General features: G+C 62.7%; 11 protein-coding genes. 6 read left to right on the top strand and 5 right to left on the bottom strand.

Annotation, left to right across the window (positions count from 1 at the left end):
- Positions 1–13 precede the first annotated feature (13 nt).
- Positions 14–811, top strand: a complete 798-nt coding sequence (locus tag NKH06_RS13810) for an RlmE family RNA methyltransferase (RefSeq protein WP_352893296.1) — start codon at positions 14–16, stop codon at positions 809–811.
- Between the two features lie 10 nt (positions 812–821).
- Here NKH06_RS13810 and NKH06_RS13815 read toward each other — a convergent pair whose 3' ends face one another.
- The gene (locus NKH06_RS13815; protein WP_352442523.1) at positions 822–2,243 is read right to left on the bottom strand and encodes an MFS transporter; all 1,422 of its coding nucleotides are present in this window, start codon (positions 2,241–2,243) and stop codon (positions 822–824) included.
- Between the two features lie 308 nt (positions 2,244–2,551).
- Here NKH06_RS13815 and guaB point away from each other — a divergent pair, with 308 nt between their 5' ends.
- The 3 genes from guaB to NKH06_RS13830 are packed head-to-tail and all read left to right on the top strand — an operon-like array spanning position 2,552 to position 5,085.
- Positions 2,552–4,054, top strand: a complete 1,503-nt coding sequence (guaB, locus tag NKH06_RS13820) for an IMP dehydrogenase (RefSeq protein ID WP_023810190.1) — start codon at positions 2,552–2,554, stop codon at positions 4,052–4,054.
- The gene (locus NKH06_RS13825) at positions 4,005–4,628 is read left to right on the top strand and encodes a hypothetical protein (RefSeq protein ID WP_352442524.1); all 624 of its coding nucleotides are present in this window, start codon (positions 4,005–4,007) and stop codon (positions 4,626–4,628) included. Before guaB ends, NKH06_RS13825 begins: the two co-directional genes overlap by 50 nt.
- A 37-nt stretch (positions 4,629–4,665) precedes the next feature.
- Positions 4,666–5,085 (top strand): MAPEG family protein, encoded by a 420-nt coding sequence (locus NKH06_RS13830; RefSeq protein WP_127288888.1) that lies wholly within the window; start codon positions 4,666–4,668, stop codon positions 5,083–5,085.
- 50 nt (positions 5,086–5,135) lie between these two features.
- On the opposite strand, the gene rnd is transcribed toward NKH06_RS13830, so the two are convergent.
- The 3 genes from rnd to NKH06_RS13845 all read right to left on the bottom strand — a co-directional run bounded on the left by rnd (position 5,136) and on the right by NKH06_RS13845 (position 8,643).
- Entirely contained in the window at positions 5,136–6,287 is a 1,152-nt protein-coding gene (rnd, locus tag NKH06_RS13835) for a ribonuclease D (protein WP_023810193.1), read from the bottom strand.
- 78 nt (positions 6,288–6,365) lie between these two features.
- A complete protein-coding gene (locus NKH06_RS13840) occupies positions 6,366–7,607 on the bottom strand; it encodes an MFS transporter (protein ID WP_352442525.1) in 1,242 nt (413 codons plus the stop codon).
- Between the two features lie 133 nt (positions 7,608–7,740).
- Positions 7,741–8,643: a DMT family transporter gene (locus NKH06_RS13845; RefSeq protein WP_352893297.1), complete on the bottom strand. Its 903-nt coding sequence runs from the start codon at positions 8,641–8,643 to the stop codon at positions 7,741–7,743.
- Between the two features lie 106 nt (positions 8,644–8,749).
- Here NKH06_RS13845 and NKH06_RS13850 point away from each other — a divergent pair, with 106 nt between their 5' ends.
- Both NKH06_RS13850 and aspS read left to right on the top strand, forming a co-directional pair.
- Complete coding sequence (locus NKH06_RS13850; protein WP_352893298.1) at positions 8,750–9,616, top strand: LysR family transcriptional regulator; 867 nt, start codon at positions 8,750–8,752, stop codon at positions 9,614–9,616.
- A 139-nt stretch (positions 9,617–9,755) separates the two neighbouring features.
- Complete coding sequence (aspS, locus tag NKH06_RS13855; RefSeq protein WP_023810199.1) at positions 9,756–11,546, top strand: aspartate--tRNA ligase; 1,791 nt, start codon at positions 9,756–9,758, stop codon at positions 11,544–11,546.
- Between the two features lie 112 nt (positions 11,547–11,658).
- On the opposite strand, the gene NKH06_RS13860 is transcribed toward aspS, so the two are convergent.
- A complete protein-coding gene (locus tag NKH06_RS13860) occupies positions 11,659–12,849 on the bottom strand; it encodes an aq_1923 C-terminal domain (RefSeq protein ID WP_127267503.1) in 1,191 nt (396 codons plus the stop codon).
- Positions 12,850–12,972: the final 123 nt, after the last annotated feature.

A 12,972-nucleotide genomic window follows, 5' to 3' on the forward strand; every position in this document is an offset into this window, starting at 1 on the left:
GAAGAAATAAGCAATGACCAAGAAACCGGAAAAACCAGGATCAGCCAGCATTCGCGTGCTGAAGACGCGGATCAAGAAGAAGAGCGGGCTGAAGGAATCGTCGCGCCGCTGGCTGCAGCGCCACATCAACGATCCCTATGTCCAGCGCTCCAAGGCTGACGGCTATCGCTCGCGCGCGGCCTACAAGCTGATCGAGATCGACGACAAGCACCATCTGCTGAAACCCGGTAAGAAGGTCATCGACCTCGGCGCCGCCCCCGGCGGCTGGTGCCAGGTCGCGGCAGCGCGGACGAAATCGACGGCCGACAAGCCGCATGTCATCGGCATCGATTATCTCGAAATGGACGCCGTGCCCGGCGCCCCGGTGCTGTTGATGGATTTCCTCGATCCGCTGGCGCCGCAAAAGCTGGCCGAGGCGCTGGGTGGGGATCCGGACATCGTGCTGTCCGACATGGCGGCACCGACCACCGGCCACAAGCGGACCGACCATATTCGCACCATGCATCTGTGCGAGGTGGCAGCCGATTTTGCGCTGTCGGTGCTGAAGCCGGGCGGGCATTTCCTCGCCAAGACTTTCCAGGGCGGCGCCGAAAACGAGTTGCTCTCCATGCTCAAGAAGAACTTCCGCTCCGTGCATCACGTCAAGCCGCCGGCGTCGCGGGATGAATCGGTCGAGCTCTATTTGCTGGCCAAGGATTTTAAAGGGCGAGAGGCCGGTCCGCCGCCAGGCGGATCGGAACGTCCAGTGGACGTTCCGAAGGACTCGAGCGCCCGGAGCCATAGCGAAGGGCCGGAGGACGACGAGACGTAAGCCAGCCGCATCAGTTGCCGGGCGGGCTCACCGTTTCCAGCGTCTTGGGCACGGTCAGCCGGCCATGGCCCGAGATGGCGTTTCCGGCATCGGGCGCCAGCCGCATGAACGACAGGGACGCGGCGGCGGAAATCGCCGCGACGACGAAGAACGCGGTGTGGAAATCCGCCAGTGTCAATGACCTGTCGTTCAGGCTCGTCGATACTTCCAGGATTCCGCCGGCCAGCGCCACGCCGAGCGCGACCGACAACTGCTGGAACACCGCTGTAATCGGCGTCGCCTTGCTGGTGTCTTCAGCCGAAACCTCGGCATAGGCGAGCGCATTGACGCCAGTGAAGAACATCGAGCGGATGAAGCCGCCGACGAGCAGCATGGCCAGCATCAAGAGATAGGGTGTGTCGGGTGTGAACAGGCCGTTGATGGCGATCGAGGCGGCGGCGACCAGCGAACCGACAACCAGAACGCGGCGGAAGCCGGCGACGCGGAAGATCAGCGCGGTGACGAATTTCATGCCGATGGCGCCGATTGCAGAGACGAAGGTGATCATGCCGGACTGGAACGGCGTCAGCCCAAAGCCGATCTGGAACATCAGCGGCAGCAGGAACGGCACAGCACCAATGCCGATGCGGAACAGCCCGCCGCCAAGCACCGAGGAGCGGAACACCTGGTTGTGGAACAATTCGAGCGCCAGCAGCGGGTTTTTGGCGTGGCGCGCATGCAGCAGATAGAGCGCGCCCGATACGAGGCCGACCGCTACGGTGAGGACACCGACGATTGGCGGCAGATAGGGCAAGCTGACCACCGACAGGCCGAACACCACGCCGGATGCCGCCAGCCCGCTCAGCACGAAGCCGATGAAATCAAGTGGTGGGGTCTGCGCGGGTTCGGTCTCCGGCAGGAAACGCGTCGCCAGCCAGATGCCGATCAGACCGATCGGCACATTGATCAGGAAAATCCAGTGCCAGGTGAAGTAGGTGGTGATGAAGCCGCCGACCGGCGGGCCCACCAGCGGTCCGACCAGCGCCGGAACGGTCAGCCAGGACATCGCCGCGACGAGTTCGCTTTTCGGTGTCGCGCGCACCAGCACCAGCCGCCCGACCGGCGTCATCATGGCGCCGCCGATGCCTTGCAGGAAGCGCGACACCACGAAAGCCGGCAGTGAACCGGAGAGGGCGCAGGCGATCGACCCGACGATGAAGACCGCGATCGCGGCGCGAAAGATATTCTTGGCGCCGAAACGGTCTGCCATCCAGCCGCTGATCGGAATGAAGATCGCCAGCGATACCAGATAGGCAGTCAGCGCCAGCTTGAGCGCGATCGGGCTGGTGTGGATGTCGACGGCGATCGCCGGCAGCGATGTCGCGATGACGGTCGAATCCATGTTTTCCATGAAAAGGGCGACCGCCAGTATAAGCGGAATGGTGCGGTTCAAGGAACGCGTCCAGACTTGAATGTTGCGTTGCCGGTTGCATGTCGGCCTTGAGGCGGGCGGTTACCATGCCTTCGCCGGCATGTCGCATTAATTTGCTGTCACTTTTGTGCGACCGGCAACCACAGGTCGCATCCCTTCGCCGAAAAGTCACCTTTCCGGGAGCGTGAAATCATCGGCTTTTCATCGGCGCCCGGACGTGGTACCAGCCAGCGCCAATCCTGAAAGGGAAGAAACGAGTCGGCGCTGTCCATTCCGGTCCAGCGCTTTTTTGTATTCCCCCACCGCGTTTTATATTCAAGGGACTGGCTATGGCAAAAATCATCGAAACGTCCACCGGCGCATTGGCGCTGACCTTTGACGACGTGCTGCTACAGCCCGGTCATTCCGAGGTCATGCCCGGCGAAACCGATGTCCGCACCCGCATCGCCGGCGACATCGACCTCAACGTGCCGATCCTCTCGGCGGCGATGGACACCGTCACCGAGGCGCGGCTCGCCATCGCCATGGCCCAAGCCGGCGGCATTGGCGTCATCCACCGTAATTTCTCGCCGGCCGAACAGGCCGAGCAGGTGCGGCAGGTCAAGAAATTCGAATCCGGCATGGTGGTCAATCCCGTCACCATCGGCCCCGACGCGACGCTCGCCGACGCGCTTGGCCTGATGCGCAGCTATTCGATCTCGGGCATTCCGGTGGTGGAGAACGGCGGCAGCGGCGGCCACAAGATCGGACGGCTGGTCGGTATCCTGACCAATCGCGACGTGCGCTTTGCGTCCGATCCGGCGCAGAAGGTCCATGAGCTGATGACCCGTGACAACCTGATCACAGTCAAGGAGAACGTCGACCAGGACGAGGCCAAGCGGCTTCTGCATCAGCACCGCATCGAAAAGCTGGTGGTCGTCGACAGGCAGGGCAATTGCGTCGGATTGATCACCGTCAAGGACATCGAGAAGTCGCAGCTCAACCCGCACGCCAGCAAGGACTCGCAGGGCCGCTTGCGTGCCGCCGCCGCCACCAGCGTTGGCGATGACGGTTTCGAACGCGCCGAGCGCCTCATCGATGCCGGCGTCGACCTTCTGGTGATCGACACCGCGCATGGCCACTCGCAGCGCGTGCTGGACGCGGTGACGCGCGCCAAGAAGCTCTCCAACTCGGTTCGCATCCTGGCCGGCAACGTCGCCACCGCCGCGGGCACGCAGGCGCTGATCGACGCCGGTGCCGACGCCGTCAAGGTCGGCATCGGTCCGGGTTCCATCTGCACCACCCGCATCGTTGCCGGCGTCGGCGTGCCGCAGCTTTCCGCCATCATGTCGGCTGTCGAGACGGCGCACAAATCCGGCGTCTCGGTGATCGCCGATGGCGGCATCAAATATTCCGGCGATCTTGCCAAGGCGCTGGCCGCCGGCGCCAGTGCCGCCATGATCGGCTCGCTGCTGGCTGGAACCGACGAAAGCCCTGGCGAGGTCTATCTGCACCAGGGCCGCTCCTTCAAGGCCTATCGCGGCATGGGCTCGGTCGGCGCCATGGCCCGTGGCTCGGCCGATCGCTACTTCCAGGCCGAGGTGCGCGACACGCTGAAACTGGTCCCGGAAGGCATCGAAGGGCAGGTTCCCTACAAAGGACCTGTGTCCGGCGTGCTGCACCAGCTTGCGGGCGGCTTGAAAGCCGCTATGGGTTATGTTGGTGGCCGTGATCTTGCCGATTTCCGCGAGCGCGCCACTTTTGTGCGCATATCCAATGCCGGACTTCGTGAAAGCCACGCCCATGACGTCACGATTACCCGCGAAAGCCCGAACTATCCCGGCGGAGCCTGACCAGTACGGGCTCGGGCGGAACCTGACGGCAACGATCCTGCGGCTATCGCGCCACGCAGGCGCGCTCTGTTTCCTGTCAGGGGTGGTTTTCATCGCCATGACGGCGCTGGAATTCTTCTATTTCCGCCAGTTGAGCGGCGGCTTGCCGTCACTCGACATGCGCATTTTAGGGTTTACGCCGGACGAAGGCATGGCCTGGCTGACGGCGCTCGGCCGGCGCGGCGGCGAGATCATTCTCGTCTGGCATTATCTGACCTTCGATCTGTTGTTCCCGGCGCTGTTGTCGGTCACGCTGGTCAGCCTCATCCTGGCCACCGGCCGGCGATTGAAGGCTTTCCGCGTGCTGCCGGCGCAGCTGCAGTCGATTTTCGCGTTGGTCCTGGTGCTTCCCTACACGCTTGCACATTACGTTCAGAACTTTGCGGTGGCGCGGCTTCTGTCCGATTTCCTGTCGGCCAACCCGGACTCGCTGTCTTTCGCCTCGGCGCTCACCGTCACCAAATTCGCGCTTTTCGCCATACCGGTGATCGTCATTGCGGCCTTCTGGCTTGCAGGCCAGAAACGCCAGGCCTGATGCCGCACGCGAAGCCCAACCGGGCAGGGGGCACTTGATGAACCAGACCACGATCTTCTGGCCCGTTCTCGCGCATGTGCTGCTGATCTACATCGTATACTGCGTCCTGGGTCGCCGCAGATACGGCGCAGTCAGGTCAGGCGAGGCGAAACCCGGTCAGTTCAAGGTGCGTTCGACCGAGCCGGCCTCCAGCGTCACCGTTGCCGCCAATCTCACCAACCAGTTCGAACTGCCGGTGCTGTTCTATGTGCTGTGCCTGACGCTGCACCTGACCAACGGCGTCAACTATCTGACCCTGGCGCTGATGTGGATTTTCGTCGCGTCGCGCTATTTCCATGCCTGGGTTCACCTGACCAGCAACAATCTGCTGCTGCGCAGCCGGTCATTCTTCGTCAGTGCGGTGATTCTTCTGCTGGGATGGATCTGGTTCGCGCTGCACCTGCTCGGCGCGGTCTGAGCAGAGCAGCTCTCCCTTCCCCATTTGCGGGAGAAGGAAAGAACGCTCGTCTACAGATCGAACACCGCTATCTTGCGTTTGTCGAACTTGATGCCGATCTCGCCGCGCACCAGCTTGAGCGCGGCCTCGCCGAACACCGCGCGGCGCCAACCCTGCAGGGCCGGTACGTCGGCCTCCTCGCCCTCGGCGGCGATACGGTCGATGTCGTCGCTGGAGGCCAGCACCTTCGAGGCGACGCCTTCCTTTTCGGCGACGATCCGCAGCAGCACCTTCAACAGTTCCGCCGCGGCGCTCGAGCCCTCGGGCGGCTGGAAACTCTTCGGCAATTTCGGCATCTGCTCCTTGGGCAAGGCAAGTGCGGTGTTGACCGCGCCGAGCAGCGCCGTTGCCGTCGACGAGCGCTCCCAGCCCTTCGGTGTCGTGCGCAGCTTGCCGAGGGCTGCCGTGTCGCGCGGCGCCTGCTGCGCCACCTCGTAGATCGCGTCGTCCTTGAGCACGCGGCCGCGCGGGACGTCGCGTTCGCGCGCCTCGCGCTCACGCCACGCCGCAACGCCCTGCACGATCGCCAATTCCTGCGGTTTGCGCAGCCGCATCTTCAGCCGCTTCCAGGCGTCCTCGGGATGCGGATCATAGGTTTCGCGTGAGGTCAGCACCTCCATCTCCTCGTTGAGCCAATGGGCGCGGTTTTCCCGCTCCAATTCGGCGCTGAGGTGCTGATAGACCTCGATGAGATGCGTGACGTCGGCCAGCGCGTAGTCGAGCTGCTTGTCGGAAAGCGGCCGGTGGCGCCAGTCGGTGAAGCGCGACGACTTGTCGAGCCGCGCGCCGGTAATGCGCTGCACGAGCTGATCGTAGGAAACACTGTCACCGAAGCCGCAGACCATCGCCGCCACTTGCGTGTCGAACACCGGATGCGGAACCAGATCGCCGAGGTGGACGATGATTTCGATGTCCTGCCGCGCGGCGTGGAAGACTTTGACCACCGCTTCATTGGCCATCAGCCTGAAGAACGGCTTCAGGTCGATATCGGGCGACAGGGGATCGATGAGTGCTGTCACGCCGGGTGCAGCCATCTGGATCAGGCACAGGATCGGCCAAAAGGTCGTTTCCCGAATGAATTCGGTGTCGACGGTGACGAAATCCGACTTTTCGAAAGCGGCGAGAACGGTCTCGAGTTCTTTCTGGGTGGTGATGACGTTCATCAAATCGCTTTTGACAGGAGTAAGGTCTTCCTAGATTTCAGCCGCCGGGGCTTTCGTCAAGCTTTGGCACCGCCATCATCAGGTTCCCGGACCATCGGAATCGTCGTTTCTCCTGGCCAGCCGCGCGAAAACCGTCGAAGTGCGCAGGAGCGCGGTGAAGCGGCCGCGCCTGCCTGCCGGCACACCGGACCGGGCCTGCATGCGGTAAAGGATGACGGCGATGAAGATCGCATAGACCACCGCGCTGAATACAAACAGGGCGCCCGGTCCGAAATATTGCATCGCGGTCGAGGCGGCGAACGGGCCGCCAATGGCGCCGAAGGAATAGAACAGCATCAGCGCCGCGTTGATCAGCACGAACTCGCCCGTGTCGGCGCGATCGTTGGAATGCGCCGCCGACAGCGAATAGAGCGGCATGGCGAAACAGCCGAAGATGAAGATGAGGATGAAGTTGAGCGCCGGATTGCTGCCGGCGATGAACACCAGCGCCAGCGCCGAAAACATCGCACAGCAGGTCGTCATCAGCAGCACCCGGCGCCGGTCCCAGCGGTCGGAGAGGTAACCCAGCGGATACTGGATGATGGCGCCGCCGAAAATGCCGACGCTGACGAAGGTGACGACATCGGCGACCGACATGCCGATCTGCTCGGCGTAGACCGGCGACAGGGTGCGAAAGGCGCTGTTGGTGACGCCGACGGCGACGCAGCCGAAGCAGCCCAGCGGCGAAATCCGCCAGACGCGCGCCAGGTCGAGCTTGACCTCTTCGGGTGGTGCCGGGTTGGAGCGGTCGCCGAGCGACACCGGCACCAGCGACAAGGTGATCATCATCGACATGATGGCGAATATGGCGAAACCGCCGGCGCCGAAGACCGGGATCAGGAACTGGGCTGATGTCACCGAACCGATGTCGACCATCCGGTAGATCGCCAGCACGCGTGCCCGATCGTGATTGCCGACGCCGGAATTCAGCCAGCTTTCGACGATGGTGAACAGCCCGGCGAAGCAGAAGCCGCCGGCAAGGCGCACCGCGCACCACATCACCGGATCGATGACCAGCACCAGAAGCAAGGTGCCCACCGAGGCGATCGCCGCCAGCGCCGAAAACGCCCTGATATGGCCAACCGCCTTCATGATGCGGGTGATGGCCAGGCAGCCGAGCAGGAAGCCGGCAAAGTAGAAGGTGCCCATCAGGCCGATGTCGGAAGCCGAAAACCCTTCCTGCGCGCCGCGCAGCGCGATCAGCGTGCTCTGCAGCCCATTGCCGCCGAGCAAAATGCCGGCGGCGAGAAGGAGCGGGATCATCGGGCGGATGGAGGACATGAAGAGGCGATCACGTGTCGGTGATCCCTTCTTGGACCATCACCCTGGCCAACGCCAGCAGCAATTCCCTGCGCCAACAGGGATGATCGCTATATTTGCCTGGATTCGTTTCCGCGTTTTGCTTGGTCAGCGCTCAAGGCTGCCGGCGACGTGACTGCCGATCGTCGGGCCACAGGCTGAGCCGCTCGGCTGCTCCCGTTGCGATGCCTATGCCTGCGAGGACTGCCACCAGCCCGACAATCAGGTTCGCGCTTACTTGTTCGCCCAGGAAGACAACACCAAAGATCGATGCCGTCACCGGATTAACCGCAACGGAGACGGCAACCAGTGTCGGCGACGCGCGCTCGAGCGCGAATGCCCAGAGGAAGAAAATGAAGGCGCCGCAAATTATGGCCAGATATGCGCTTGCGATCCACTGAGGTGCGCTGAGAGTGGCAAGTCGCGCGAAGCCTCCGCTCGAAACCATCAGGACCGATAGGCAGACCGCGCCTACGCCCATGCCAAACGCCACGAATGAGATTGGCGCGGTGCGGGATAGAAATGGTCTCGACCAGACGTTGTAGAGCGCCATGCAGAAAGCGGCCGCGACCATGAGAAGATCTCCGCGCCAGGCATCTGGGGGAGCAGTCGTCAGGCTCGTGCCGAGCGCTACGGCCACCCCTGCCATTGCGATCAGGACACCGACGATCTTGCGGATGGTCGGCGGCTCGATCCTCAGAACTGCCGCGGCAAGCATTGTGAGCAGAGGCAGTGTCGAAAGCGCAAGCGCACCTCGCGCGGCCGTCGTGTAGACAAGGGCTCCATTGAAGAGCACCGGAAACAGCCCGAAGAACAGAAGACCCAATGCACCAGTGCCGAGCCAGTCGCTCTTCGGCGGCCACCTGTCTCGTCGCCAGAGAGCTACGGCGGCCAAAACCAGAAAGCCGCCGCCGAACCGGACCGCACCGATAGCGAGAGGATCGAGCGTGCCCGCGAGATATCGCGTTGCGCCAACGGCGGTGCCCCCAAAAGCGCTGGAGAGAATCGCGGCGAGCACTCCTGTGATTTCCATGGTTCCCGACCTTGCTGGCTCGGAACCGGGGATATCGGAAGACGGGCCATAAGGAATCGAATATGCTCAATGAGTTTGATAACATTCCACTATGAGTATCCCGAATCTCGATCCGGACCTTCTGCGGGCCTTTGTCGTCGTTGCCGAGCGACTCTCGTTCACGCGAGCCGCCGAGCAGCTCAATAGAACGCAGGCGGCCGTCAGCTTGCAGGTGAAACGTCTTGAGGAGCGCATCGAGACCATCTTGTTCCGGCGCTCGACAGCCCGCGTTGAACTCACCGCCGCCGGGGAGGGCTTTCTGATCGATGCCCGCCGCATACTTGCTCTCAATGAGCAGGCGATTGCGCGTGTTTCCGGTCAGCAGGTGGCCGGACAGGTTCGCATCGGGGTCATGGAAGATTATGGCACCAAGATCCTGCCGCGCCTCCTTTCTGGCATCGCCGAGCGATTTCCGTTGGTGCAGGTCGAAATGGAGATTGGTCTCACCGCCCGGCTCCTGAAACGGCTTGGGTCGTCGTTCGACGCCGTCATCGCCATGCACCCGGAAGGCACGACCGAGGGGGATCTGATATGCCGCGAAAGGGCGATTTGGGCGGCGGCGGCGACGCGGGCCGTCGAGGAACTCGATCTGCTGCCCGTCGCTCTGTCGAGCCCCGATTGCCTGTTTCGTTCCTGGGCCATTGAGGCGCTCAACAAGGCAGGCCGGCCATGGCGGTTGGCCTATGTCAGCCCGAGCCTCTCAGCCACGGAGGCAATTGTCGAACAGGGCCTGGCGGTCACCGTGGTCAAAGGCAGCATGCTTGCGCCAGGCCTGCGAGATGTCCATCCCGGCCGGCATGTGCCGCCGCTGCCGGGGGCGGAGATACGCCTTCATCATGCCGCAACGTCGTCCGCCAGCGCTGCATTGGTCGTCGAACACCTTGCTCAGCGTCTTCGGCTATCGGCACTGGGCTCGTAGGTCGCCTGGGAAAGCGGAACCGAGATACCAACCCGGGCCACTTACCTTGACAAATCCAACCTCCCATGCGCTTTTCGCGCAAATTTTCAGGCTGAGCTGTGATGCTTCGGCCCCAGCACCCCGGACTTTACCAATGACAATGCACCGTTACCGCAGCCATACCTGTGCCCAGTTGAGGAAGAGCGACGTTGGCTCGACCGTTCGCCTGTCCGGCTGGGTGCATCGCGTGCGCGATCATGGCGGCCTGCTCTTCATCGACCTGCGCGACAATTATGGCCTGACCCAGATCGTCGCAGATCCCGATTCTCCGGCCTTCAAGGTAGCCGAGACGGTGCGCGGCGAGTGGGTCATCCGCGTCGACGGCGAGGTGAAGGCGCGCTTGCCCGAGACCACCAACGCCAATTTGCCGACCGGCGAGATCGAGATTTTCGCCCGCGAGATCGAGGTGCTGTCGGCGGCCAAGGAATTGCCGCTGCCGGTGTTCGGCGAGCCGGACTATCCCGAGGATATCAGGCTGAAATACCGCTTTCTCGACCTGCGCCGCGAGACGCTGCACAAGAACATCATTGCGCGAACGAAAATCATCGCCGAAATGCGCAAGCGCATGGGCGATGTCGGCTTCACCGAATTCTCGACGCCGATCCTCACCGCCTCGTCGCCGGAAGGCGCGCGCGACTTCCTGGTGCCGTCGCGCATCCACCCCGGCACCTTCTACGCGCTGCCGCAGGCGCCGCAGCAGTACAAGCAGCTGATCATGGTGTCGGGCTTCGACCGCTATTTCCAGATCGCGCCCTGCTTCCGCGACGAGGATCCGCGCGCCGATCGTCTGCCCGGCGAATTCTACCAGCTCGACCTCGAAATGAGCTTCGTCGAACAGGACGACGTGCTGTCGACCATGGAGCCGGTCATGCGCGGGGTCTTCGAGACCTTCGCCAACGGCAAGCCGGTGACGCAGAAATTCCAGCGCATCCCCTATGATGTCGCCATGCGCAAGTACGGTTCCGACAAGCCGGACCTGCGCAACCCGATCGAGATGCAGGCCGTTTCCGACCATTTTCGCGATTCCGGCTTCAAGGTGTTCGCCAACATCCTGGCCAACGATCCGAAGGCCGAAGTATGGGGCATTCCGGCCAAGACCGGCGGCAGCCGCGCCTTCTGCGACCGCATGAATTCCTGGGCGCAGGGCGAGGGCCAGCCGGGGCTGGGCTATATCTTCTGGCGCAAGGAGGGCGACAAGCTCGAAGGCGCCGGCCCGCTCGCCAAGAACATCGGCGAGGAGCGCACCGAGGCGATCCGCCTTCAACTCGGCCTTGCCGATGGCGACGCCGCCTTCTTCGTTGCAGGCGATCCGAAGAAATTCGTCTCCTTTGCGGGTGCCGCGCGCACGCGCGCCGGCGAGGAACTGAACCTTGTCGATCGCGAGCGTTTCGAACTGTGCTGGATCGTCGACTTCCCGTTCTTCGAGTGGAACGAGGAAGAGAAGAAGATCGACTTCGCCCACAACCCGTTCTCGATGCCGCAAGGTGGCATCGATGCGCTGAATGGCGAGGACCTGCTCGGCATCAAGGCGTTCCAGTACGATATGGTCTGCAACGGGTTCGAGATCGCCAGCGGCGGTATCCGCAACCATCTGCCCGAAACCATGGTCAAGGCGTTCGAGACGGTCGGGCTGGATCGCGCCACGGTCGAGGAGCGCTTCGGCGGCCTCTATCGTGCCTTCCAGTATGGCGCGCCGCCGCATGGCGGCATGGCCGCCGGTGTCGACCGCGTCGTCATGCTGCTGCTCGGCGCCAAGAACCTGCGTGAGATCACCATGTTCCCGATGAACCAGCAGGCCTACGATCTGTTGATGAACGCACCGTCGGAAGCGAGCCCGCAGCAGCTTCGCGAGCTGGCGCTGCGCGTTGCCGTGCCCAAGAAGGACGCCTGATCGCGCTTCGGGCGATGCCTTAAAGAACCGCCCGAACCGATTCTTTCGATTCGCTGATCCCGACAAAAAAAGCCCGGCATGCCGGGCTTTTCGCATATTGAGATCGCTTCGATCAGTCTTCGTTGGCCTTGACGGTGACGCCGAGCGTCTTCGGCAGGTCGAGCGGGTTGGACATGGCGCCCGCCATGATCAGTGCGAACGGCACGGATGCCGGCGGCTCGGCCGAGATTTCGAGGCTCTTCGGATCGTCGAGGAATTTGCTGACCGCGGCCGTAACCTGCGCCGTCAGTTCCGGATTGTTGAGCTGCGCCATGCCGAACGGCACGATCGCCTTGGCCTGGTTGGCGATGTCCTTGCCGGACATGCCTTGCTGCTTGCCGACATAGTCCAGAACCTTGTTGGTCAGCGAATCGTCGTCGAAGCGGATCGAGGCGCTGTTGAACGAAAGCTGCTGCAACAGGCCGAGCATGGCCATGCCTTGCGCCGAATTGTCGGCGCCTTCAGGCTGTGCCGCCATCTTCTTCTGCATTTCCTGCAGCGACTTGATAAAATCCAGCGTGTAGCCGCCGAGATTGAAGGTCATGCCGAGCGTGCCGGCATTCTCGACCGAGATGTCGTATTTCGACAGTTCCATCTTGCCGTCCGTGGGCTGCCAGGTGCCGGCCATTTCGAGATTGCCCGCGATGTTCTGGTAGCCGAGCGCGTTGATGACTTCCTTGGACTTGGGATCGTCCACCAGCGTCAGGTCGGCGTTGAATTTCTCCGTGGTGGCGGTGAATTCCATTGCCTTGCCGTCCGCCGGCGGCGTGATTTCGATGGCAAGCCCGTCCATCGAGAAGGCGGTCTTGTCGGCGACCTTGACGGTCATGTTCGAGAGTTCGGCGGACTTGTACATCATCAGCGAGCCGAGCGGGCCGGTGGCGCCGTCCGCCGGAACTGTCATGTCATGGATGACGAAGGGGCTGAGGTCGAGGGTGACGCCGTCCTTGCTGTGTGTGAAGGCAGCCGTCGATACGGTGGCGATGTCATAGCCGCCATTTGCCTCGGTCACACCTTCGAGTTTGACGTCGCCGATGGGAAGCGCTTCCTTCTCCGCCGCCGGTTTGATGGCAACGCCCTGCAGCACCATGCTGGTGTTGTCGCCGGTCACGCCGGTCCAGGTGATGTCGACACCTTGTGCGACAAGCGCGGCCTTCAGCCGGTCGGCCACTGCCGTATCCTGTGCGAGGGCCGCATTCAGCGGCAGCGTGAGCAAGAAGGTCGAAAGGGCTAATTTCCTAAGAGTTGAGCGTTTGATTGTCATCGCAAGGTCCCTGAGAGTGTCCTGAAATTGTTTTTCAATTATTTGCGCCATCACCATTCCGTGACGAACTGGACCGGAAAAAGGCGTGTCCCGGCACAATGGTCAAAAATCGCGGTGAAAGGC

Source organism: Mesorhizobium sp. M1342, from assembly GCF_040317955.1.
Classification (GTDB): Bacteria; Pseudomonadota; Alphaproteobacteria; order Rhizobiales; family Rhizobiaceae; genus Mesorhizobium.